This is a genomic window from Njordella calcicola, assembly GCF_056494125.1.
The window spans coordinates 3,586,792-3,605,196 of record NZ_CM151396.1; the positions used below are offsets into that span (position 1 = coordinate 3,586,792).

Genomic DNA, 18,405 nt, shown 5'->3' on the forward strand with positions numbered 1-18,405 from the left:
CAGCAAGGAGTTTTTACAATGGCTGATGGTTTTGACTTTCACAATGACGTGTTTGTCCTAGCGGTGATTCGACGTCGTGTCCTGCTTTTGGCTAGGGCACCAGTTTTTAACGAAAGCGAGGTTGATGATCTGGTTCAAGAAATCCATTTGCGACTAATGCGGAGCATTCAGTCCTATGATCCAGCGATAGGCCATCCTTATCCGTTCCTATGTACCGCGATCCAACGTATCGCCTCAAAGATCTTTCGGGAAAGGTCGACGGTCAAGCGGCACACGAGCGGCAGGTGCAGTTTGAGCGAGGTTGTCCGCGGCGCTGACGGTGAATCCTGCGAGCTTTACCAGCTTCTGCGGCAGGAAGACCAGGACCGAAGGCTATGTCGAAAGACAGCTCGAAGTGATGAAGAGCGAGCGAGTATTCGAATGGATTTGTCATCGGCAATCCAGAAGCTGCCACCGGTTTGCCAAGAGATTGTTCGTCGGCTCAGAACGCGAAATGTGTCTGAAATTTCGCGGGAAATGGGAATCCCGAGAACGACGATCAACGATTGGCTGCGTCAGATCCGTCAGCAGTTTGATGACGCCGGGCTCAGAGCGTATCTCGAGGAATAGTCGAATTCCATGGCGAAACTTTCTGGATGTGGAATTGCCGGACGGTAATTTCTGCTTTTCCAAAAAATTCTTCCGGGCTGTGACCTAACGTGTCACAGCCATCGGGATGATAGCATTCGCGATTGGCAGTGGCTTGGCCTGGATGGAATCACTTAGGACAACGGTCATGGACTGGCGGATGGGATGCCCACGCTAGGAGTTTTGCACGGTGGAAGCCGTAGGCCAGCCCCTGCCAATCGCACTTTTTGTGCGTCAGTCGTTTGGATCGCTTGACGTTTTAATCAATGAAGGATTGGTATGGCTAATTGATTTTCAAGGTTTGCAACATGACCGCAGTTCGAATTTCGCGCCTGTCGCGCCCCGGTGTTTTGGAATCGATCGATCCCGAGCGATTGTTCGCTCTGCTCCACCCCTATGCCGATTTTTTTGCAAATCGGTCTGTCCCGATCGAAGCCCCAGGCTCGATCGATTGCCAAGCGGTCATACGCGAGATAGCCAAAGCCGATCGAGAAACGCCAGCAGACTTGCTGGACGCGATCTCTTTGATTGATGAACTAGCCAACACTGTTGCTGTCGATCTGTTGCTCGATCGAGTTCCAGCTCACACTCTCGGAATCGCTCCTGGAGGGAAGCATTCTTCGGCCGACATCGTCACGGCGGCGTGGCTGTCGAATCGCGAGAAGCTGGTCCAGACCCATGCGTTGTCTCGGATCAAGCGAGTTCGCTCGTACGACTATTTTCAAGCGAGCCAGACCACCGCTCCGAAGTTCGTGACGCCCGCAGAGGAGACGCTTCAGCAACTGGAACGAGATATCGATTCCTGGCATGTGGAGCGATTCCGCGCACAGGGAACGAAGGTTGAAGTCTTCGAGAATGACGAGGAGGTCGAATTCTCCATCATGCACGGAAGCCTCTTTCGACGACAGACGGTTGTAGAAAATGGTCGGTTCGGATTTCAGTCGTTCTGGCCAGTGCAGAGCGCCTCAGCCATCTACAACCGTGAGTTTGGAGAGTTACGGGTCAATGCCAAGACAGCGAGGGAAAAAGCCCTGTACTGCCGTCTTCTGGGCAAGCATATGTTCGGCAACGAGAACCTGTTTCCGACTGGCGTGAAGTACACGCTCGATCCTCTTCGCGAGTTCGAGTTTGATGCACTGGTACCTGGCGATATTGAGGGCGTCCGCGATGTTCGAATGATCGAGCTTTGGCTTGGTGACCCAGATGATCGCTACGGCGTGATAACCATTCGAAAAGGCGACGACCTGCTTGAGTGGGCACAGGCAAAAAACAAGAATATTCGCATCGAGAGGCGCTTGATCTCCGCAACGTTCAAGATGGAGCTTGAGGGACGCAAGACCGAATTGGCGATCACAGTTCGTCCTCCTAATGTTGCCATCTACAGTCGTGGCCGAGTGTCGTCGACCATCGAAGCTTGGCTTACCCAGCGTGGATTCATCATCTCGAAGCAATTGCCGAGGAGGACTCGCCATGAGCCAGCCCTGGCAAGCACTTGAGCAGCTAAACGATGTGGCGACCTCCCATCTGAGCTGGCGGCTATTGCTGGGCGATGCATTTGATTCGCACCGCGAACTCCTCGTGCCGATCAAAGACCTCGCTGCGGCGCTGCCTGTTCCAGGTCGTCCGTACGAGTGGCTGGAAATTGTCGAGGTCGACGATGGTGTCTTCGAAGGCTACAACGAGAAGACCGAGGAGTACGTTCCGGTCGATCGACGCGACATCGTTTGCTACGAGTTCAGCTTTGGCAAGCTCGCCGCAGAGCTGGCTTCTCTAGTTGGGTATGACATGGCATTCGAACGTCTCGGAGGCCCGATGTATCGATACAGGCTTGGTCACTATGGGAATCCCAATGGATCTGGCTTCTCATTGTTCCTGGCCAAAGTAAGCGATCCTCGCCGGCTTGATTGGTGCATCGATGCGTTCTTGGCAGAGTTTCAGCGACCATTCGTTTTGTTTCTCACATCCAAGCGGATGTTGAGTAGTCGCAACGAAACCATGTTGGACTCGAGAGGATCTCTTGTGGTTCCGCTCGATCAATCATTGTTGCTCAGCGATGATGGCGAGTGGTGCCTGTCTCCATGGGCGCGTCAGCAATTGGTTGCGTTCCGCGATCGACTGATGCCACCGGCGAGAACCGTGACTGGTCGATTCCCAACTCCAAGCGGTAGCCGCTGGAGCGATGTGGAGATGCGTTTCAGCGACACCGAGAAGATCAGCGTGGTCATCCGCGACCAGCGACAAGTGTTGACCTACTCTCAACTGGGGTTGGTTGATTCGCGAAGTGGTAAACCCAGCAAGCAGTGGGAACTGCTGCAGAGTTTTGCACGAGTCCGTGGTACTATGACATGGCTTTCGCCCGACGCGTGTAGGAAGAACCGAAAGCGGCGGGAGTTGCTGAATAAGTCGTTGCAGCAGTTCTTTGACATTGAAGGCGAGCCCATCGAACTAACGGACGATGGGAAGGGCTGGCAATGTGTTTTTCAAGTGCAACCAGACAGCTAGCCGCCTCTTCTCGTTGGGCGCGGTGCAGGACTCCATCCGGAGGCTTTTATCAGCTGAAGAGTTCGTCCTACGTCTGACGCGGCGGGTGTTGTGTTCAACCCCGGCCACACTTCCTCTAACATTTCATTCAATGTTAGTACCTTGATTGGAGCTTGAATGATGTCAAGGAACGGTTGGTGATCTTGCCATATGGACTTATCGCCGTGCAACTTAGTGACTGCGGTCACGTAAGTGAACTCATTGCTTCCGGTTAAATCGAATACTGCTTTACGGAACGCCATAGCCCACTTCGGCATTACCAGCTCACGGAATCCCTTCCATGCATCTCTGCCACTTACGCGTCCATTGCTAGAGATTTTCGCGATTCTTGCCGCTGGGCGAAATCCACCTTGCCAACTCTTGCAACTTATCGCCCACACTCGATCGCAACCGGCCAACTTTGGGTTGATGCCGATCACATCAATATCGCTGTTGTTCGAATCCTGGTTTGAGACGAACTCTGGATGATCTGCCTGGGGTCTGAACTTAACATTGTGCATCGTGAAGTACCCGCGGAATTGCAGAAAGTCGTCGGCGAGTTGCTCAAGTATGTCCTCTTTCATGTAGTTACCTTTGTTGTGGCTGTGTCTAGCAGTGGGAAGGTTTTGGGAATTTCCCAAAACCCCACTCATGGAATTCTTGAGAATATTCGTTCCTGTTTTCCCTTTGTTTTTCGGGATTTCTGACACCTTCGCTTGGGAATTTTCTTCTTTCCCAGGCCGTTTTGGGAATTTTCGCCAGTAGCGGACGACAGGTCTGATTCACATCAGGAAACAGCCCGCAAACGAGCGGGCGGGCCTCACAGGCTTTAACTCTCGGACCTGTCGCCTGTGGGGCCTCAACCAGGAGGTCCGTCTGTGTCAGACAACCATTCTATCAATCTCGCCGACGACAATTTCGTTCGCAGTGTCATCAATCGTCAAGTTGGAAAGCTGATCGCCAAGTCCGACTTCACCCAGCAGGATCGTAGTGATCTGGTCCAGGAGGTCTACGTCCGAGCGACGAAGAGCCTTCGACTCTACGACCCATCAGTTGGCCATCTCTACCCGTACGTTTGCACCGTGGTGCAACGTCACCTGGCTAACGTGGTTCGCGATCGCTCGGTATCAAAGCGCGCGACCGCCGGCCGCGTCAGTCTCAGCAAGAGCGTCCGCGGTGATGACGGCGGTCAGGTCGAAATGTCCCAGACCTTACACCACCAAGATCAAGACCGACGGTTGGGACGTGAGCGTCGCCTTGGCGAGGAAGAGCTCAACGACCTTCGCATGGATTTGGCAACGTTCATATCGAAGCTACCGGAGAAATACCAAGACATTCTCCGTCGCCGTCAAAACCAGTCGATCACCGAGATTTCTCGCGATCTCGGCATCCCTCGCACCACGCTCAACGACTGGATGTTGCAGATCCGCAAGCTCTTTGAAGAAGCGGGATTTGACAGATATCTGGAATCGTAACCGTCAACTCACCCGGGTACCGGGTATTCCAACAGATAGAGAGAGCAAGTTTCAGCCAACACAAGTCACCAGCAGTAGAAGGACATCAGTTAATGAGCGCACCCACCATGAATATCGAACAGCGCGTCACCGTCTCGCTCGCCTTGCAGCGATACCTGCGAGCAGTCGAACGCTTCGAAGCCGCTTCTAACGAGTTCAACGATTCCTGCCAAACGATTCGTGAGGCACTTCCTCGTGAGAGCCGATTCGTCGCCAACATCATGCACCAGCACTATCTGGTGACCAGCGATCGCGAAGGCAACTTCGAGGTCGAGTCAGTCGACACGGTTTGATTCGAAACCTGTCACCCATCCCTCTTCGACCTCCTCGCTGAAAGATCCGCAGGCGATGTCAACACGACCTTTACCTCATGAACCCGGTGATCGGAAGTGCCTGAAGTGCAACGAAATGTTTCGTTCCAAGAGTGCAGCTAACCGCATTTGCAAGAAGTGCTCGCAGATCAATGCGTCGCTGAAGGTGAGTGAAGCTCAGCTCGCTCGAGAACGAGGCGCGAAACGCCTCAACGGCAACCTGATCGAAGAACAAGACACCTACGAGATGAACTTCTCGTAAGCCGCAACAAAACCAAAGAAAACGCACCCAATTTCAGTTCGAAAGTCTTATGTCACAAGCAACCCTAACCCCTGAAACGAGCGACAAGAACGTGCTGACCTACTCGGCACTCAACACGTTCCGCAATTGTCCTCGCAAATACAAACATCGTTACGTCGATAACCTGCGTCCACGGATGAAAGTTGAATCGCTGTCGTTCGGCAGCGTGATCCACAGTGCCATCGAGATTTGGTATCGCTCGGTTGACGATGCCAATCGCCTGTGGATTGTGCTGGATTTCATCGATCGAAGCTTCCCAGAACGAGCGACAGACGAGAGCCAGCAAGCGAACTGGCACTTGGCTCGTGCGATCATGACTGGTTACGCCTCGCGTTACGCCACCGAGGACTTCAAAATCATCGAGATCGAGAAGTCATTCACTGGGAACATTCGCAACCCAGACACGGGGCGCTGCAGCCAAACGTTTGTGATGGCCGGCAAAGCCGATGCGATCGTTCAGCGATCCGATGGCATGTATCTGCTCGAGCATAAGACCGCCGCTTCGATCGACTCCAACTATCTCGACAAGCTGTGGACCGATACGCAGATCGCACTGTACTGCTATTACCTGCGTGAACTTGGCTATCCGATCGTTGGCGTGATCTACAACGTGCTGCTCAAGAGCCGCCTCAAGCAAAGCAAAGGCGAAACGCAGGAAGAGTACGAAGCACGCCACGCGGAACTCGCCGCCAAGAACAAGAGTGGCAAATCGACAGCCAAACGCCAGATGCCTGAAACCAACGAAGAGTTTCAAGGCCGGCTGGCAGCCTGGTACGCCAAGCCCGAAGCGTTCCATCGCGAGTTCATTTATCTCTCAGAAGACCGTCTCGCCATGCTGCAAGACGAAGTCTGGGAAATCACCCAGCAGTACCTCGACGCGCGACGTCGTGGCAAATGGCTGCTCAACACATCGAGTTGCTTCTCGTACCAACGACCGTGTGAGTATCTGCCTTACTGCCAATCCGGCTTCAATCCAAACGTGGTGGACAACCTCTACGAGATCACTCCACCGCATGAGGAACTCAATTCAATCGATTCTGACGCACCCGTTTTTTGAAAGGACTGACACCCAATGTCTGTTGCATTACCAACCGAAGCATCCAAACCCGTGACCGAACTCGGCAAACAAACGATCCTGCTCTACGGCAGCCCCAAACTTGGGAAGAGCTCCTTTGCGAGTAAGGCTCCTGGTTCGCTCTTCTTTGAATGTGAGCCTGGGCTCAATCACTTGGAGGTTTTCAAAGTGCCGACCTATTCGTGGGAGGCATTCCTTGAAGCTTGCAAGCTTGTCGCTAAGGGAGATCACAACTTCAAAACGATTGTGATCGACACCGTCGACAACGCATTCAAGATGTGCTCGGACTATGTTTGTGCCAAGCATGGCATCGAGTACGAAGGCGACATGGGCCACGGAAAAGGCTGGGCTCTAGTCAAGAACGAATGGCATCGCGTGCTGACTCGTTTGGCCAGCCTTCCATACGGCTTGATCCTCATTTCGCATGCAGTCGACAAGACGATCGAAACGCGAACCGGCGAGTACACCAAGACCCAGCCAAGCCTTCCCGATCGCGCTCGCAACGTCGTGTTGGGCCTGGTCGACATCATCCTCTATGGCGATTCGATCGCCAAGAAGGATGCCGCTGGCAACGTCTCCATTGAACGCGTTGTGCGCACCAAGCCGCATCCAACTTATGAGGCTGGCGATCGCACTGGTCGTCTGCCTGAATTGCTCCCTCTCGACTACGAGCAATTCGTCAAAGCTTTCAATTCTCCCGCTCGCGGCTCGGAAACCGGCACCAGCAGCGCAGCGAAGAGCTCCACGCCGGCAAGCACCCTTTCAGGAAAGGCCAAATAGTCATGAGTGATTACGAATCATTCGACCCTATCGATTCGCAAGTCGACCTCACCTCGTTTGATGACGAGTTCGAGACGGCAGACGCGCCAAGCTACGACGAGGTCCCCGACGGCAAGTATCAAGTGAAGATCCAGACCGCGAAGCTCGAGTCGAGTCAGAAAGGTGATCCGATGATTAAGTTCGATCTGGTGGTCATCTCTGGTTCGCAGGCTGGTCGGCACATCTTCAAGAACTCGGTCATCACCCAGGCATCGCTTCCTTACGTCAAGGGCGATCTCAAGACGCTTGGGCTGGAACTGGCCAAGTTCAGTGAGCTATCTGGGCGACTTGAAGAACTGCTCGATGTGACCTTGGAAGTCACGAAGCGGACTCGCGGTGATTACACCAACGTCTACTTCAATCGACGCATTCGGCTGACGGCCACTTCGAACGGTGAAGCCTCATCTTCAGAGGACACGCCGTTCTGATCGTTTGCCGCTTAAGTTCGCACGGGTGCGGCTGGGACGGGCAAGTGACTGAGTTGGTGCAAACCGGCCATTCGCTCCGTCCTGGCTTTTTCTATTTCAGTAAAAGGAAGCAGGGATGGTTACCGAGCTCACACTCCCCTACCCGCCATCAGTAAATCACTACTTCAGCTATTACCAGGGGCGTCCTGTGCTGTCGAAGGATGCGCGATCCTATCGTCACCAGGTTCGGCGGATTGCGATCGCCAAATGCATCAAGCCAATGATGGGACCATTGAATGTCCATATCGATATTTTCCCGCCGGACAAACGGAGGAGAGATATCGACAACTGTTTTAAGAGCGTTCTGGATGCCTTACAGCACGCTGGAGTGTTTTGGGATGACAGCCAGATCATCGTTCTGCATGCAGTCAAACATCCAACTGCACAGGAGGGACACGTCAACGTTGCGATTCATGAAATGGAGGACGTCGCATGCCAAAAGTTACTTTGAACTGTTCACAGTGCAATCGCCCATTCGATGTGTGGCCATACCGATTGATGAGCAACGTTCGGTTTTGTTCGCGAAACTGCAAGAACATCGCATCGCTCGGCCAAACTTCAGGAAATCGTGTCAACCTTGTTGGACGAACTTTCGGGGAATTGGTTGTCGTTGCTTTTGAAGGCACGGATCGTGGCCACACGGTCTGGCGCTGTCAATGTCGTTGCGGAAACGAAACGAGCGTTCGCAATGGGAATCTTCAATCTGGCAGCGTGCGATCATGCGGTTGCTTGAAGCGTCGAACAGGCCAACAAAGCCCTAACTGGCAGAATGGATTCACCATTAGCACGCAAGGTTACAAGCATCTCCTGACCAGCGATCCGAATCGAACCAATAGATACGAACCAGAGCATCGTCTTGTAATGGCTAAAGTTCTGGGGCGACCTCTAACCAGCGATGAAGTTGTCCATCACATCAATCGGGACAAGACAGACAATCGACCCGAGAACCTCCAGGTTTTGTCGAGACAAGAACACGCAGCATTACATGCGGCTGAAGATCGACGTGCAATGGAGATCGCCTAGCCATGTCGCAACTCACCCGTTTCAGTCGCCCTATCGTCCGGCATTTGCCAAATTTCAATCTCGTTGTTCGCGTCGATGATTCGGGCGTCTCCGTCCGCGCGTACCGCTGCCGCAAATGGAAAAGCGTCACGTGGGCTCAGCTTGCATCGCTGGCAGACGACACCGAGCCAGTGGTTCGGTTCTGTGAGACTGATCACGGATCACGAGTATTGAAGGCGATGGGTGTACGCCTTCCTCAGGATGATCGATCTGATAGGGGTGGCACAGCTTGATTCACCCAGCGATCACTTTACTGACGACTCTGTTCGAGCCGTCGGACCTGATCCTCTTTCGTCCTGTTGAGACATGGACGGAAGGTGGGCGGAAACGTAGCCGCGTTGACTATGGCAACGTGTGCTATCGGCCAGCCAAGGCGACGACACTCGAACAAACGCTAGTTCGGTTAGAAGCAAGTTCCGAGTCTGAGCGTACGAACTTGTTTTTCGGCGTCTGTCCACGAGTTGGTAACAAGGGACGGTTCGACCTAGCATGGCAGATTCGTACTGTTCGATGTCTCTGGGCCGATCTCGATGAATGCAATGTCGCTCAAGCTATTGAACGTTGCAATTCACAGGCGATCCCTGCGCCCACTGCTATCGTCAATAGCGGAAACGGCGTGCATCTGTATTGGCGTTTGGATCGCCCACTGCTGATCGACGATGTTGGCGATCCACCACCTGTCGAAACGGAATGGTCAATTGGAAGCGACGGACGAAAAAAGCCAAGGCGATACATCATTGATGGCAAAGATCGCGTTTTCTTAGATCGTCGCCATCATTTGACCAAAACAAGTCCGAAAGCGCTGCAGGCCCAAGACCTACTGATGGGCATCGCAGCAGCGATCAACGCCGACCATACAACTGACCTCACTCGGTTGCTACGACTGCCAGGCACTCTGAATCGAAAAGATCAACGCAATGGTCGCGAACCAATCAAGTCAGAGTTGGTCGAATGCGATAGCAACCGGCGTTATTCCCTTGATGCCTTTCAGAAGTTCGCAAGGTCATGTGAAGCCTCCAAACGCCAACAGCAGATTGAGGCGATGCCGTTGCCGGCCATTCGTAAGCTATCGGCTGGTAAGTCAGACAAGCTTTCCGAGCTTATCGCCGCATGTACGATAGCTCCCGAAGGCACTCGTTCGGAGGCTGACTTCGCCGTCTGCTGCTATGCAATTCGAAATGGAATCGCCAAGGATGAAGTTTGGACACGACTGCAATCCGTCGGCAAGTTCGCCGAGCAAGGTCGCCGTTATTTCGACTTAACCTGGGAAAGTGGTGAGTACGATGTGCGAGCTGCTTTATGCGATCGCTTGCAGAAGCGTTTGCCACAGGAAAGTCCGCCAGTAGCTGCACCCACCGGTGGCCAGCAGGCAGATGAGCCGGAAGAGCGACGAACCATTACGATCGACTCGCGATCAACCCCCGTCGCTTCAACCATGGGCCAGATCACCGAACGATTGCTATCCACAGGCTCTTGTTTCAATCGGATGGAACAATTGGTTGTGGTTCGAGAGCAATCAATTTCGCCTGTTCTCTCATCGGCGGAATTGACAGGACTGCTCAATCAGCACGTCGAGTTCTACTTCGTTAATGAAGATGGTGGCGAGTACAAACCACTGCCAACATCTTACGCGAACACTTGGCTCAACAACGTGGGCCAGCGCGAACGGCTGCCAGCAATTCGACTGTTTAGCCACAATCCGATCTACACGGAGGACTGGCGGCTGGTCAGCCCCGGCTTCGATACCCAATCGGGTTTCTATTACGCGGGGCCAAACATCGAACCCGTGGAAGGGACCAAGCATCTCGATACGTTGCTTCGAGATTTCTGCTGGAGAAAACCAACGGATCGCACTAACTACATTGGCATCTTGCTAACGGGTTTGCTGGTCTCTCGATTTATCGGTTCTAAGCCAGCTGTACTGTTCAACGGTAACCAACCTGAACTTGGCAAGTCGGTTCTGGCACAAATCTTGGCAATCCTCCGAGATGGCCATCATGTCGAAACCGCATCGTACAACGCCAACGACGAAGAGTTCGAAAAGCGTCTCGGAACAATTGTTCGTCATGGCGTCACCACCATCATCATTGATAACGCCAAGGCACGCGGCCGCAATCCCAAGATCGATTCTGCCTGCCTCGAACGATCCATCACCGACCCGATTCTTTCCTTTCGTTTGTTGGGCTTCTCGCAAGAGATTCGCGCCGAGAACTCGCATCTGTTTTGTATCACCGCCAACTCGCCTGATGTGAGTCGCGACCTAATCACTCGCTGCGTGGCCATTAATTTGCATCACGAGGGAGATCCACGGAAGCGATCCTTTTCGATGGACGATCCAGAAGCGTACGTTCAGACGCACCGGCTGCAGCTGCTCGGTGAGCTGGTGAACATGGTCGAACGCTGGAAGGCCAGCGGTATGCCTCTCGCCAAGGTTCAAACGCGTTTCAACAAGAAGGGCTGGGGCAACATCATCGGCGGAATTCTTGCTGCCAATGGTGAACCGGACTTCATGGCCAATGCAGAGGATGCCGCCAGTGAGATGGATGACACTCGCCGCGAGTTCGAGGAGCTAGTCACGGTGCTCGCAAAGCATCCGCAAGGTATCTGGTCGGGCTCTGAGTTAACAGACCTCGCCAACAAAACCTTTGTGCTGCAATCCGAACTTGGCGACGGGACTCCACGCTCTCAGACCACGCGAATGGGCAAACTCGCTGGCCGATTCGTTGGCGAGCGATTCAAGCTCGATGACGGTACCTACGCAGTATTTAAGCGTTCATTCAACGGTCAATACAGCCAGTACCAGGTCTTCGTTGAATCGGCCCAAAGTGACCGTTTAGGACTTCCGGACATTGAAAATCAAACGTCCGGGAACGTCCGGGAATTGGAGCTGTTTTCATGATCAATATCAAAAACGCTGATAGTAACGCTTCGGACCATCAATTTTGCTGCTTCCACGTGCGAGGCTCGGTGTCCACTTCCGGACGTTTAGGACATTTCCCGGACGTAACGATTTCCAAACGTCCTAACTGTTTACCCAGCATTTTCATTGGTGGCTTAGGACGTTCCGGACGTTCCGGACGTTTGTCAGGAGTTAGTTGTTGGGAGGGTAAACGAACGTGTTTTTCCCCGTATGTAGATCGTATAGGGAAACACGTCCTAAACGTCCGGACGTCCGGGAATGCCTCAAACAACATTTCTCAGTCACCCCAAAATCGAAAGGCAACCTCGTTATGAATCACGCATTTGCGTCTCGCCCCACCGTCTACAACGGCGTCCAGTTCCGTTCCCGCTTAGAAGCACAATGGGCATGCTTCTTCGATCAAGCGAAATGGAAGTGGGACTATGAGCCTCTGGACCTCGCTGGCTGGACGCCAACGTTCCGTGTGGAGTTTCCATGCGGTCACTCCGAGTGCTCCGACTCCCATGTATTACTCGTTGACGTGCAACCGTTCGATAACGTTGATTCGTTTGTTGGCCGTCGCTGCATGGACTTCCCCTTTGGCGAGTGTCAAAAGCCAACTGGCGAAGTGGAGTCTATTCCCGCTGATGCATCAGCCGCATTCGGAATCAATCCCGACGTGACGTACTGGGAGATGGCTCACGGTGCCGGCGGTGGTGTCGAGAACATCCGAAACTGGGTGCCAACCAATGCCCACGAACTCTGGAAGACAGCCGGGAACATCATCCGAGGCTGCGCATGAGTAACCAATCCAGAACGCAAGTCATCGCACACGTTAGCGCACGTCGAAACCGTTGCACTGCGGTCGAGTGCAACGCCCAGCCAGCACGACGACGCGTCAGTGGGCCAACAGTGGCCCCCACGGTACGTCTGCCACTATGGCACGCGGATGCAACGTGCCACCAAAAAACTTTAGGTACTCCGAACCCGACACCACCAATCTTGGGCCGCGGGAACAGCCGCGCTACTCGACACAGTTTGTTTTTTTAGTCCGGGCGACTTCTGCCCCATTTTCACAAGGAGATTTTTTATGGATTGGGATACAGCCATGCGTCGGAAATTGAAGCGATTCAACGCGGCCGCCAAGCGTGCGATTGCAAAGCGCGAAGCGGGCGAGGTGGCTTCGAAACCATCAAAGCCGCAGCCAACAACCTGGGATGAAGCATTGAAACGAATGCTTCGCAAAGCACGAAGAAAGGCAGCGAGAACCCTCAGAGCCGCAGCTCCGCAAACACAGCAAAGGCCCATCAACGCCAAGTAAATCCCCCGAAGATCAGAGATCTATTACCAACACGAGTCCCTCAAGGAAGGAATACCAGTATGTCAACCATCAATGCATTGCAGATTGAAATGTGGACGCTCGATCGAGTTCGTCCCTATGAAAACAACCCTCGCAACAACGACAAAGCCGTCGACGCGGTCGCTGCTTCGATCAAAGAATTCGGATTCGCACAACCAATTGTTGTCGACACCGACAGCGTCATCATCGTCGGCCACACGCGTTTGAAGGCGGCGCAGAAGCTTGGACTTGAACGCGTCCCCGTCGTGGTCGCTTCGCATCTCACGCCCGAGCAGGTTCGGGCGTATCGGATCGCCGACAACAAAACCGCTGAGATCGCGGAATGGAATTACGACCTGTTGCCGATCGAATTGTCGGCATTGCAGGAAGCCAACTACGATCTAGGACTTCTTGGTTTCAACGCGGAGGAACTCGCGAAGCTGATGGATACCGGCGTCAACGAAGGCTTGACCGATCCGGACGAGATCCCCGAGCCGCCAGACGAAGCGGTCACTCAACCTGGCGATCTTTGGATCCTCGGTAACCATCGGTTGCTCTGTGGCAACTCCTCATCGCCGGCAGACTTGGATCGTTTGCTGGCCGGCGCTGCCATCCACCTCGTCAACACCGATCCGCCTTACAACGTGAAGGTTGAGCCACGATCGAACAACGCGATCGCTGCCGGTCTGTCCTCGTTCACCAATGATGGAGCTGCATCGAGACTCAAAGGTGGACAAGGGAATGCTGCGTCGTTTGGTGTTGATCATGAGACTGGAAAACCAAAGCATGCGGCGACGCACAAAAAGCTTCGAGCGAAAGACCGTCCGTTAGCCAACGACTTTGTTAGCGACGAGGCGTTCGATCAGTTGCTTGACGATTGGTTCGGCAACATTGCCAGAGTCTTGCTGGCGGGTCGCTGCTTCTACATCTGGGGCGGCTACGCCAACTGCGGTAACTATCCGCCGGTACTGAAGAAGCATGGACTCTATTTCTCGCAGTCAATCATTTGGGACAAGCAACATCCGGTCCTAACACGCAAGGACTTTATGGGTGCCCACGAATGGGCGTTCTATGGCTGGAAGGAAGGAGCTGGGCATAAGTACTACGGTCCCAAGAATGCGACGGACCTATGGCAAGTGAAGAAGATCAATCCGCAGTCAATGTCACATTTGACTCAGAAGCCAGCGGAGCTCGCAGTTCGCGCGATGCAGTACTCGTCGGTGCAAGGTGAGAACGTGCTCGACCTCTTCGGCGGTAGTGGCTCGACGATGATCGGTGCCGAGCAATGTGGTCGCAATTCGTTCTTGATGGAACTCGACACGCTCTATTGCGACGTCATAGCCGACCGCTTCCAACGCTTCACAGGAATCCCAGCGGTCTTGGAACGGACCGGCGAGTCTCCAATCCCAATGCAACCTCGTGAACAGAACATGCGATAGGAGGTCGCGATCAAAACCTATGACTATGCCAAGCCTCGTCTTCAAAGACATAGATGTACTCCGCTCCGCAGTTCCTAGCGAATTCATGCAAGGCTGCGCGAGTGGGCATGACAACCGTGCGATTGCCGTCGGTGAATCGTTCCGGCGTTCCGTCGTTGGCGAGCGAACGAATATCGCCGCCTGCGACCAACGTTCGCGCCGACTCGATCGATGTGTAATGTTCTTTGAGGACTCTACCGGCATGGTCTTGGTAGCCGTCGAAGTGAAGATAGATCGCTGCGTAGCGACCATCCTCTTGCTTGCAGGCAATCGTTGCTCTTGTGGACATAGGATGGTTTCCTTACTTCGATGGTTCGTGGTGGTTGGGTTCGACGATGGCGACACAATCGTCGGGCATCGTCAGCATGAGCGAGCGGCCGTTGTCCCAGTCGACATCGACCTGCGTCCAATCGTGATGCTCGTGAACGTCAACGACGGTACCGAGCGATCCAACAGGTATCGGGTCTGGATCTTGCGGCATCGATACCAAGCGGATGCGATCGCCTTTCTTCAATCGTGTTTGCATAGTTATTGGTTCCTTGTCTCATTTCGTAGGTGCGGTGTGCTTGTCGAGCACAACGAGGTGAAGGTTCTGGTAGGGAGCTGCCGGCTCAAGGGTTGGTTTGGCAATGGTTGGTTCCTAGTTGTTGGAGAAACGAAAGACGATCCTCAACAGTCAGCCAGCGATTCGCAAAAATATCAAGCCAACATGCGAGCATCTTTTGCGAAATTCTTCCAAACATGTGGCTGCGCCGGCGAACGGCAGTTTCGCGACGTGTCGCGTTGTGTTGCATGTTGGGCTTATGTTCGCATCAACGAGAAAACGCCCACACGGTGTAAACGTGGGGCGATTGGAGGGAAGCGTTCCGTGCTTCGGGCTTGTCTACAAGTCGTGCGGTACCAAGATGGCAGCGCCGTGGCCGGAGACTGCGATCGAGTCTCCGTTAGTCGTTCGGGCGAACAGCGTGGGACCTTGGCGGATCACATCCACCACGCTGCCGACGTCGAGCTTGCGATTGTTGATCGTTCGCAGCTCATAGGTGATGCCTGGCTCTGGCGTTGCGATCTCGCCGTCGGCCAGGTCATCCACCGTTCGCAAATCGTAAAAGTGTTTCACCGGCTCGGTCTCCTAGCCTCGAACGGTGAAGCGTCCGCGTTCGGTCTTCACGAACTTGCTGTCGTCGCCCTTGGCCAAGTCGCGAAGGATCGCGCTGTACAAGGTTGCGTGGGGCGTCTTGCCACCGGGGCTGGTCCAGTAGCCCTTGGCTTCCATCGCGGTGATCAACTCTTGGGCGTTCATCGGTTCGCTCGATTCGCTGAGAACCTTCAAGGCCGCAGCGACGCAGCTCAATCGTTTCTCGCCGGCGTCGGCGGTCTCGTTGGATGCCGCCTTTGCCTTACGTGGCTTCTTGAGAACCGCAACCGCTGTGGACGATTCGCCCCCGATCGTTTCGACCGTTGCGGGCTCGTTCTCAACCACCGTTACGTTGCCTTCGGTGGTGACCTTCGCGCGTCCACGTTTCGCACCCACTTCGCCCTGCAGGCGTTGGGCGCTCTTGATAAGAATCTTCTTACCTGTCGCGAGGTTAGTTGCGTCCCAACCGCCCCGAGGCTTCTCGGCATCGATCCGAATCTCGCATCGATTACCCGAAACGTTCGCGTAGTACTTGCCGCCGATTTTTACTTCTGCCTTCTTCATCTTGGTATCTCCAAATCTGTGTTCGTGGTTGGCTGCCATCGTCAGGCCGATCGAACCACCGATCGACTACGCGCGTCCGTGCTGCGTTTCGGCTTATTGACCAAAGACCAAGTCCGACAATCCCTCGCAGAGAAAGTCGACTATCACTTGGACCTCCGTAGTGACCGCCGGCACATCCAAGCCACGGTCGAAGTTGAACATCACTTTGCGGTCGGTCAGGCGTTGAACCCAAAGCTTCGAAATCTTGCTTTGATTCAATTCGAACGATTCATGTTCTGCGTGTTCGGCGAAGACCAAAGCATCGAAGCGGTATTCGTCGTTGATCTTGCCTTGCACCCAAGATCCGCCAGCGCCGCGGTTGCGATTACTGATCTTGGTGATCGTCAGGTCGAGGTCGTGTTGGGTCATCTGCTGGTCTCCGTTTTGTGGTTGGTGAATGGTTTTCGCGTTAACACACATGAGCCATGCGGTTTGAACCGCATCAAGCCGGATTCAAAAGGAATTCGAATTCTTTTCTTCGGTGCATACCTGCGTTCGGAAATGCTGGGCGAGCTTTGCTGCGGTGGCCTGCACATCTTCCAACTCGTCGAAGAAACGTTTCATGGTCGTTGGGTCGGCAGCGTTGAGGATCGGCATCTCTTCTATCGCTGCATGCAGGTCGCTGATGGTCTCGAGCGCTCGTCGGTGAGCGCTGAGGAACTGGGCCGAGGTGAGTCGTGGTCGGTTGGTCATGGTTGGCATCGTGTTGGTCCTGTATTGGGTTGGAATGAAACCGCGTTTGGTATGCACACACATGAGCCATGCGGTTTGAACGGCATCAAGCCAATTCCAGCAGCTTTTTCAGGTCTTTTTCCATGTTTCTCCCTGTCGCCCAATTTGGCCCACGTTCGTTTGTGTCGCGTTCGTATTAATGTTGCATCATTGGGGGTAGGTAGAAGAAAGAACGCGACACGTTTGATGTGTCGCGTTGTGTTAGCCAGTCAACGCGGCATATGCATTCGCCGCGGTTCTGAGTTGACGCTGGGTCGACTAGTCGGCGATGCCGAGATACTCGCGCAAGCCCTCGAGCGCTCGTGCCACCTCTCGCAGGGTGAAGCTTTGGTGCTCGTAGAAACTGAAGTTTTCATCATGTGGATTTGGGAACTGGTCAATCCGTTCCTTGATAGAGGCCAGTTGGTTTTGAACCTCGGCCCAGTTGTCGTTGTACGATTCGTACTGTTGTGGTGTGTGACCGGCCATCCTGTTTCTCCTATGGGTTGTAGATGTGAACTCGCAATTGCGATGACACACATGAGCCATGCGGTTCAACCGACAGCAAGCCGAAGAAGAAGAGATTCTGAAGGTTTTCCAGAATCTTCTCCCCGGCGCATCGGTGTGTCGCAATCAACTATCGCGACATGTTTCCCAAGCCCGCTTGCTGCCGTAGCAGATCTGCCCGCCTTCGACGATGTAGACCGTATTGTCGTCGGCAACGTCTTGGGCGTCGTCATCTTCATCCTCATCATCGGACGCGTCGTTCATGTCGCGGCCGCTGGTCACGCCACAGATGCGGTTTTCGAAGGGCCAGTTCTGCTGGGTCATCAACCGCACTTCGGCGTCGCCTCCGAACTCTTCGCGGTAGTCGTTGAGGATTTCGATCAAGGTATCGAGATTCATGTTTGGTTCTCCGTTTGGGTAAATGAAAATTCGTTATTCGATGACACACATGAGCCATGCGGTTCGATTAACCTCAAGCCGACCTTGCAGTGTTTTCAGCAGGTTTTTTCAGCATTCTTTGGAAGGCAAATATTCTTCGATTACTTCTGGCAACATGCTGCCGGCAAGGACATCGATGGCCTCTTCGAACATGCGCAGTTCTGCTTCCAGGGCACGCGCCGAATCTCCACTCGCGACCACGAATGCGCCCGCCAAGTTGTCGGCCAGTCGTTTCAAGCGTGTGACCACTTCGCGATAGTCGTCGCAGGTGTCCAGCGCGGTAACGCGAGGCATTTGTTTAAAGGCGTTTCTGATTGCAGTGTTTCTGGCGTTGGTTCGGGACATCGGTTTGTTCTCCTCTTGCGTGGTGAAAGCTCTTGGTCGCTGGGCCGTGACACACATGAGCCATGCGGTTCAAACGGCAGCAAGCCGATTTCAGCAGCTTTTCCCCATGTTCTTCCATGTTTCTCGGGATGCACCACGGGCCCCGACGTTGGCCCGTGTTGCGATGTTTTGAATGTTGGGTACTTATGCGAAGGTGCTGGGAAGAACGCGACTGTGGGCGAGTGTCGCAACCAAACGGAAGAACACCGCGATTC

General features: G+C 53.9%; 26 protein-coding genes and 1 other RNA gene. 16 read left to right on the forward strand and 11 right to left on the reverse strand.

Annotated elements, in window-relative coordinates; all coding sequences use genetic code 11:
* Positions 1-18: 18 nt before the first annotated feature.
* The 3 genes from SH302x_RS13615 (at position 19) to SH302x_RS13625 (ending at position 3,129) form a co-directional block, all read left to right on the forward strand.
* Complete coding sequence (locus SH302x_RS13615; RefSeq protein ID WP_479362952.1) at positions 19-609, forward strand: RNA polymerase sigma factor; 591 nt, start codon at positions 19-21, stop codon at positions 607-609.
* Between the two features lie 326 nt (positions 610-935).
* Positions 936-2,123 carry a hypothetical protein gene (locus tag SH302x_RS13620; RefSeq protein WP_479362953.1) on the forward strand — a complete coding sequence of 396 codons (1,188 nt, stop codon included), beginning with the start codon at positions 936-938 and terminating at the stop codon, positions 2,121-2,123.
* Complete coding sequence (locus SH302x_RS13625; protein WP_479362954.1) at positions 2,098-3,129, forward strand: hypothetical protein; 1,032 nt, start codon at positions 2,098-2,100, stop codon at positions 3,127-3,129. Before SH302x_RS13620 ends, SH302x_RS13625 begins: the two co-directional genes overlap by 26 nt.
* Here SH302x_RS13625 and SH302x_RS13630 read toward each other — a convergent pair.
* A complete protein-coding gene (locus tag SH302x_RS13630) occupies positions 3,126-3,857 on the reverse strand; it encodes a hypothetical protein (protein ID WP_479362955.1) in 732 nt (243 codons plus the stop codon). The two genes, SH302x_RS13625 and SH302x_RS13630, sit on opposite strands and share 4 nt — an antisense overlap.
* A 168-nt stretch (positions 3,858-4,025) precedes the next feature.
* On the opposite strand from SH302x_RS13630, the gene SH302x_RS13635 reads away from it, so the two are divergent.
* The 13 genes from SH302x_RS13635 (at position 4,026) to SH302x_RS13695 (ending at position 14,373) form a co-directional block, all read left to right on the forward strand.
* On the forward strand, positions 4,026-4,622 hold the full coding sequence (locus SH302x_RS13635; RefSeq protein WP_479358126.1) for a sigma-70 family RNA polymerase sigma factor: 597 nt from the start codon (positions 4,026-4,028) through the stop codon (positions 4,620-4,622).
* Positions 4,623-4,714: 92 nt separating this feature from the next.
* A complete protein-coding gene (locus SH302x_RS13640) occupies positions 4,715-4,954 on the forward strand; it encodes a hypothetical protein (protein WP_479362956.1) in 240 nt (79 codons plus the stop codon).
* Between the two features lie 115 nt (positions 4,955-5,069).
* Positions 5,070-5,234, forward strand: coding sequence for a hypothetical protein (locus tag SH302x_RS13645; RefSeq protein WP_479362957.1), 165 nt, complete (start codon positions 5,070-5,072; stop codon positions 5,232-5,234).
* Between the two features lie 49 nt (positions 5,235-5,283).
* Positions 5,284-6,330, forward strand: coding sequence for a PD-(D/E)XK nuclease family protein (locus SH302x_RS13650; protein WP_479362958.1), 1,047 nt, complete (start codon positions 5,284-5,286; stop codon positions 6,328-6,330).
* Positions 6,331-6,345: 15 nt separating this feature from the next.
* Positions 6,346-7,128, forward strand: coding sequence for an ATP-binding protein (locus tag SH302x_RS13655; protein ID WP_479362959.1), 783 nt, complete (start codon positions 6,346-6,348; stop codon positions 7,126-7,128).
* Between the two features lie 2 nt (positions 7,129-7,130).
* Positions 7,131-7,595 carry a DUF669 domain-containing protein gene (locus SH302x_RS13660; protein WP_479362960.1) on the forward strand — a complete coding sequence of 155 codons (465 nt, stop codon included), beginning with the start codon at positions 7,131-7,133 and terminating at the stop codon, positions 7,593-7,595.
* A 115-nt stretch (positions 7,596-7,710) separates the two neighbouring features.
* Positions 7,711-8,085 (forward strand): RusA family crossover junction endodeoxyribonuclease, encoded by a 375-nt coding sequence (locus tag SH302x_RS13665; RefSeq protein ID WP_479362961.1) that lies wholly within the window; start codon positions 7,711-7,713, stop codon positions 8,083-8,085.
* Positions 8,067-8,657: an HNH endonuclease signature motif containing protein gene (locus SH302x_RS13670; RefSeq protein ID WP_479362962.1), complete on the forward strand. Its 591-nt coding sequence runs from the start codon at positions 8,067-8,069 to the stop codon at positions 8,655-8,657. The genes SH302x_RS13665 and SH302x_RS13670 overlap by 19 nt, the downstream gene beginning before the upstream one ends.
* Positions 8,658-8,659: 2 nt before the next feature.
* Positions 8,660-8,929 (forward strand): hypothetical protein, encoded by a 270-nt coding sequence (locus SH302x_RS13675; protein ID WP_479362963.1) that lies wholly within the window; start codon positions 8,660-8,662, stop codon positions 8,927-8,929.
* Positions 8,926-11,595 (forward strand): hypothetical protein, encoded by a 2,670-nt coding sequence (locus SH302x_RS13680; protein ID WP_479362964.1) that lies wholly within the window; start codon positions 8,926-8,928, stop codon positions 11,593-11,595. The genes SH302x_RS13675 and SH302x_RS13680 overlap by 4 nt, the downstream gene beginning before the upstream one ends.
* A 331-nt stretch (positions 11,596-11,926) precedes the next feature.
* Complete coding sequence (locus SH302x_RS13685; RefSeq protein WP_479362965.1) at positions 11,927-12,397, forward strand: hypothetical protein; 471 nt, start codon at positions 11,927-11,929, stop codon at positions 12,395-12,397.
* A 288-nt stretch (positions 12,398-12,685) separates the two neighbouring features.
* Positions 12,686-12,916, forward strand: coding sequence for a hypothetical protein (locus SH302x_RS13690; RefSeq protein WP_479362966.1), 231 nt, complete (start codon positions 12,686-12,688; stop codon positions 12,914-12,916).
* A 59-nt stretch (positions 12,917-12,975) separates the two neighbouring features.
* Positions 12,976-14,373, forward strand: a complete 1,398-nt coding sequence (locus SH302x_RS13695) for a DNA modification methylase (RefSeq protein ID WP_479362967.1) — start codon at positions 12,976-12,978, stop codon at positions 14,371-14,373.
* Positions 14,374-14,383: 10 nt separating this feature from the next.
* Here the strand turns inward: SH302x_RS13695 and SH302x_RS13700 are convergent, their stop codons facing one another.
* The 10 genes from SH302x_RS13700 to SH302x_RS13745 all read right to left on the reverse strand — a co-directional run bounded on the left by SH302x_RS13700 (position 14,384) and on the right by SH302x_RS13745 (position 18,151).
* The gene (locus SH302x_RS13700; protein WP_479362968.1) at positions 14,384-14,701 is read right to left on the reverse strand and encodes a hypothetical protein; all 318 of its coding nucleotides are present in this window, start codon (positions 14,699-14,701) and stop codon (positions 14,384-14,386) included.
* Positions 14,702-14,713: 12 nt separating this feature from the next.
* Positions 14,714-14,938: a DUF4314 domain-containing protein gene (locus tag SH302x_RS13705; RefSeq protein ID WP_479357508.1), complete on the reverse strand. Its 225-nt coding sequence runs from the start codon at positions 14,936-14,938 to the stop codon at positions 14,714-14,716.
* A 357-nt stretch (positions 14,939-15,295) separates the two neighbouring features.
* Positions 15,296-15,529 (reverse strand): hypothetical protein, encoded by a 234-nt coding sequence (locus SH302x_RS13710; RefSeq protein ID WP_479362969.1) that lies wholly within the window; start codon positions 15,527-15,529, stop codon positions 15,296-15,298.
* Between the two features lie 12 nt (positions 15,530-15,541).
* Positions 15,542-16,111: a winged helix-turn-helix domain-containing protein gene (locus SH302x_RS13715; protein WP_479362970.1), complete on the reverse strand. Its 570-nt coding sequence runs from the start codon at positions 16,109-16,111 to the stop codon at positions 15,542-15,544.
* Between the two features lie 26 nt (positions 16,112-16,137).
* Positions 16,138-16,205: hammerhead ribozyme type II (locus tag SH302x_RS13720), an RNA gene on the reverse strand.
* Positions 16,205-16,519, reverse strand: coding sequence for a DUF7678 domain-containing protein (locus SH302x_RS13725; RefSeq protein WP_479362971.1), 315 nt, complete (start codon positions 16,517-16,519; stop codon positions 16,205-16,207). Before SH302x_RS13725 ends, SH302x_RS13720 begins: the two co-directional genes overlap by 1 nt.
* Before the next feature lie 84 nt (positions 16,520-16,603).
* Complete coding sequence (locus SH302x_RS13730; RefSeq protein ID WP_479362972.1) at positions 16,604-16,852, reverse strand: hypothetical protein; 249 nt, start codon at positions 16,850-16,852, stop codon at positions 16,604-16,606.
* 288 nt (positions 16,853-17,140) lie between these two features.
* Positions 17,141-17,350, reverse strand: coding sequence for a hypothetical protein (locus SH302x_RS13735; RefSeq protein ID WP_479362973.1), 210 nt, complete (start codon positions 17,348-17,350; stop codon positions 17,141-17,143).
* 144 nt (positions 17,351-17,494) lie between these two features.
* Positions 17,495-17,767, reverse strand: coding sequence for a hypothetical protein (locus SH302x_RS13740; RefSeq protein WP_479362974.1), 273 nt, complete (start codon positions 17,765-17,767; stop codon positions 17,495-17,497).
* A gap of 108 nt (positions 17,768-17,875) precedes the next feature.
* Positions 17,876-18,151 carry a hypothetical protein gene (locus SH302x_RS13745; RefSeq protein WP_479362975.1) on the reverse strand — a complete coding sequence of 92 codons (276 nt, stop codon included), beginning with the start codon at positions 18,149-18,151 and terminating at the stop codon, positions 17,876-17,878.
* Positions 18,152-18,405 lie beyond the last annotated feature (254 nt).

Excerpts from the sequence above, each read along its gene's own strand:
- SH302x_RS13735 (WP_479362973.1), bottom strand. The coding sequence starts at position 17,350 with ATGGCCGGTCACACACCACAACAGTACGAATCGTACAACGACAACTGG.
- SH302x_RS13690 (WP_479362966.1), top strand. The coding sequence starts at position 12,686 with ATGGATTGGGATACAGCCATGCGTCGGAAATTGAAGCGATTCAACGCG.
- SH302x_RS13670 (WP_479362962.1), top strand. The coding sequence starts at position 8,067 with ATGCCAAAAGTTACTTTGAACTGTTCACAGTGCAATCGCCCATTCGAT.
- SH302x_RS13685 (WP_479362965.1), top strand. The coding sequence starts at position 11,927 with ATGAATCACGCATTTGCGTCTCGCCCCACCGTCTACAACGGCGTCCAG.
- SH302x_RS13645 (WP_479362957.1), top strand. The coding sequence starts at position 5,070 with ATGTTTCGTTCCAAGAGTGCAGCTAACCGCATTTGCAAGAAGTGCTCG.
- SH302x_RS13660 (WP_479362960.1), top strand. The coding sequence starts at position 7,131 with ATGAGTGATTACGAATCATTCGACCCTATCGATTCGCAAGTCGACCTC.
- SH302x_RS13715 (WP_479362970.1), bottom strand. The coding sequence starts at position 16,111 with ATGAAGAAGGCAGAAGTAAAAATCGGCGGCAAGTACTACGCGAACGTT.
- SH302x_RS13625 (WP_479362954.1), top strand. The coding sequence starts at position 2,098 with ATGAGCCAGCCCTGGCAAGCACTTGAGCAGCTAAACGATGTGGCGACC.
- SH302x_RS13665 (WP_479362961.1), top strand. The coding sequence starts at position 7,711 with ATGGTTACCGAGCTCACACTCCCCTACCCGCCATCAGTAAATCACTAC.
- SH302x_RS13740 (WP_479362974.1), bottom strand. The coding sequence starts at position 17,767 with ATGAATCTCGATACCTTGATCGAAATCCTCAACGACTACCGCGAAGAG.
- SH302x_RS13640 (WP_479362956.1), top strand. The coding sequence starts at position 4,715 with ATGAGCGCACCCACCATGAATATCGAACAGCGCGTCACCGTCTCGCTC.
- SH302x_RS13695 (WP_479362967.1), top strand. The coding sequence starts at position 12,976 with ATGTCAACCATCAATGCATTGCAGATTGAAATGTGGACGCTCGATCGA.
- SH302x_RS13700 (WP_479362968.1), bottom strand. The coding sequence starts at position 14,701 with ATGTCCACAAGAGCAACGATTGCCTGCAAGCAAGAGGATGGTCGCTAC.
- SH302x_RS13655 (WP_479362959.1), top strand. The coding sequence starts at position 6,346 with ATGTCTGTTGCATTACCAACCGAAGCATCCAAACCCGTGACCGAACTC.
- SH302x_RS13745 (WP_479362975.1), bottom strand. The coding sequence starts at position 18,151 with ATGTCCCGAACCAACGCCAGAAACACTGCAATCAGAAACGCCTTTAAA.
- SH302x_RS13650 (WP_479362958.1), top strand. The coding sequence starts at position 5,284 with ATGTCACAAGCAACCCTAACCCCTGAAACGAGCGACAAGAACGTGCTG.
- SH302x_RS13675 (WP_479362963.1), top strand. The coding sequence starts at position 8,660 with ATGTCGCAACTCACCCGTTTCAGTCGCCCTATCGTCCGGCATTTGCCA.
- SH302x_RS13730 (WP_479362972.1), bottom strand. The coding sequence starts at position 16,852 with ATGCCAACCATGACCAACCGACCACGACTCACCTCGGCCCAGTTCCTC.
- SH302x_RS13705 (WP_479357508.1), bottom strand. The coding sequence starts at position 14,938 with ATGCAAACACGATTGAAGAAAGGCGATCGCATCCGCTTGGTATCGATG.
- SH302x_RS13620 (WP_479362953.1), top strand. The coding sequence starts at position 936 with ATGACCGCAGTTCGAATTTCGCGCCTGTCGCGCCCCGGTGTTTTGGAA.
- SH302x_RS13725 (WP_479362971.1), bottom strand. The coding sequence starts at position 16,519 with ATGACCCAACACGACCTCGACCTGACGATCACCAAGATCAGTAATCGC.
- SH302x_RS13615 (WP_479362952.1), top strand. The coding sequence starts at position 19 with ATGGCTGATGGTTTTGACTTTCACAATGACGTGTTTGTCCTAGCGGTG.